The sequence below is a fragment of the Streptomyces europaeiscabiei genome, from assembly GCF_001550375.1.
GTDB lineage: Bacteria > Actinomycetota > Actinomycetes > Streptomycetales > Streptomycetaceae > Streptomyces > Streptomyces europaeiscabiei.
On record NZ_LRTR01000542.1, the window covers coordinates 1 to 2,729 of the forward strand.

General features: G+C 72.5%; 2 pseudogenes. One reads left to right on the forward strand and one right to left on the reverse strand.

Annotated features, from left to right (window positions below):
* A pseudogene (locus AWZ10_RS26680) lies at nucleotides 1-2,214 on the reverse strand (CHAT domain-containing protein); the annotation flags it as partial.
* A 163-nt stretch (nucleotides 2,215-2,377) separates the two neighbouring features.
* Here AWZ10_RS26680 and AWZ10_RS26685 point away from each other — a divergent pair.
* A pseudogene (locus AWZ10_RS26685) lies at nucleotides 2,378-2,729 on the forward strand (DUF3168 domain-containing protein); the annotation flags it as partial.

Genomic DNA, 2,729 nt, shown 5'->3' on the forward strand with positions numbered 1-2,729 from the left:
GGACCTCGGCGGCTCGGCCGGCCGGCGAGGTCCCGCGGCGGCCGGGAACAGGGCGCGCAGCAACGCCTGGAAGTCGGTCACCCCGCCCAGTCGCTGCGCCTCGTCGATGTGCCGGCGCATCTCGGAGCCGGGTGGCAGCAGGGCACGGGCCTCACGCAGCGCCGCCGTGGCGGCGGCCCGGTCCGCGAAGGTGGCCTCGCCCTTCATGCCGAGGGCGAGTCCCAACGTGCCCGCGACCGCCAGCATCGTGGCCCTGAGCGCCCACGCCTCGGGTTCGAGCAGCGGGGCGGCCCGCAGCAACTGGGCCGACCACGTACGGCAGTCGGCCGCCGAGGGCATGGAGTCCGGTGACCGCAGGAAGTTCACCATGACGGATACGCAGACGAAGTGCGGCTCCCGTTCCAGGGTGGCCGGGTCCAGCAGACCGGCGAGCAGGTGCAGATCGTCCTCGACGGTGGGGAATCCGGTGACGTTCGGAAGCGGTGGCCCGCCGGGGCCCTGGGGGACGGCGAACGGGTCGGTGTACCAGACGCGGTACAGCATCGCGGTGAGGAACGCCCCGTGGAGGTTCTCGTCGCGGAACTCGCTGTCGGCCGGCGCGCGTTCCAGGACCACGCGCAGAATCCGCAGGGCATCGCGGAGGGATGCGTGCCGGACCTGGGGCAGGGCGCAGGCGAAGTCCAGCAGCAGCGCGGTGCCCAGCAGGCACTGGGCGCCGAGGTGGAGTTCGTCCTGGTGGTGGTAGAGGCCGGTGCCCGTGCGCATGAGGTCGATGGCCTCCTGGAGGTCCGACACCATGCGCGGCAGCGCTCGGGTCAGGGCCAGGTCCGGATCGGCGGTGCCGGTCATGAGGGCGTGGTTGGCGAGGTCGTACGCGTACGGCGTACCGCGGCCGATCACTCGCTGGGTCAGAGCGATCGCGGTCTTCAGCACCAGTACGGCCCGGTCGGTGTCGTCCGGCCCGATGAGGGAGGCGAGTTCACGTGCCCGGGCGGTGAGACGGTCGGCGCCCTCGTCGTCCAGCAGCCCGTCCGACTGCTCGATCCAGAGCAGTTCGACGATCCCCGCCAGACACGCCACCTTGTCCTCATGGGCCTCGGCGGCGTCGTCCGGGGCCGTACCGGAACCGCCCGTGTCCGCGGCGGAGGAGAGCCGGGCCAGCGATTTCTCCCACAGGGCGGCCGCCTCGGCGCGGTCGACGGCCGGTGCGGGGTCGGCCGGATGCCGGTCCTTCCGATTGCGCTCGGACCGTTCCGCCAGGGCGAGCCCCAGGTTCGTCGTGATGCGGTGGGCGGCCTCCTCGGGCAGTGCGGGATGGGTGAGGGCCGCCCGGTACCAGTCCACGGCGGTCGCCTGGGCTCGCTGTCCGGTGCCGTACTGCGTGAGCGCGTCGCACACGTCCGCGCCCAGTTCGGCCGCGTCGGCGCCGCCCGGACCACGGTCGGCCAGGAGAGGCCGCAGTACGGCCAGCACCGCCCCGAACTCCGAGGCGGGGTCCGGGGATCCGACCGGGTGGGCGGACTTCTGGTAGCGGTCGCCCAGTTCGAGGTAGGACAGCAACGCGAGGTCGAAGGCCACGGCGGGGCGCAGATCCGGGTCGAGGTCGTCGCAGTCGTGGGCCGTCCGCAGGTGGCCGATGGCCGCGTGGCGGTCCGCGAGCCGTTCGGGGGTGTCGTGTTCGGGGCACCGGCAGCGGTCGGAGAGGACCAGGCCCAGTACCGCCCGGCACTGGGCGGGGTCCGGCAGATACCGCACGTCGGGTCCGTCGAGGATCGGGCCGAGCAGGCCGGTGACCCGGTCGGCGTCGGCCGACCGACGCGAACCGGTCTCGCTCGTTCGCCAGCGTTCGGCGAGGTCGAGGGCGAGTTCGCGGCGGACCAGGATCAGGTCACCGTGGTCGGGCGGGCCCTCCGGCCCGGTGGACGTGAAAGCCTCGACGGTCAGGGAGTGGACGGTGTCCAGGCGGGCGATCGTGTCGTCCAGGTCCTGGGGTTCCTGCCCGTGCGTGTAGCGCAGCCGGGCCGCGTCGGCCGACATGCCGAGCAGCAGACGCCGTTCGCCCGCGCCGGAGGGGGAGTCGGACAGCTCCGCCAGGATCCGCTCCACCTCGTCGACGAGCTCCACGACGTCTCCCGGGTCCTCCTGCCCCAGGGCGTCCTCGGCGGCTTCGAGGAGTTGCACGACCACGTCGATCCGAGCGAATCGGTCCGGCATCCCGGATTCACCGGAGTGATCATTTAAACCCTGATTCTCGGTGTACACGAAAGCCCCCTGCCCGCTTCGGGGAATGCCCCCGCCCCGGCTCTTGAATTGCCAATCGGATCGTAGCTCACTAGCGTACGGCCGCATCCGGATTCCGGATTGGAGGAGGGAACGAATGGACGAGTACGAGCAGCAACTAATCGCCGCGCTCGTGTCGGAGCCACAGTCGATCCGGGAAAAGCTCTCCCCGGAGGACCGGGAACAGCTCGACGTTCTGCTCGACCTCGTCGCCGAGGGCGGGGGCGAGCAGCGGTCGCGGGGGATCGCGCGCGCCGTCGCCGCCCATCTGCGCGAGGCCCTGCCGGACGACGAGGGGAGCGCGGTGGGCCGGCGGTACACCTCCTCGTCGCTGACCCGACGGCCCCCGCACGACGTGCTGCTGGAACGCTTCGCGCCCGGCGGTACGGGCGGCACCCCCGACGTGGCCCGCACCGCGGGTTCCCCCGCCCTGCCTGCGCCGCCGGGCG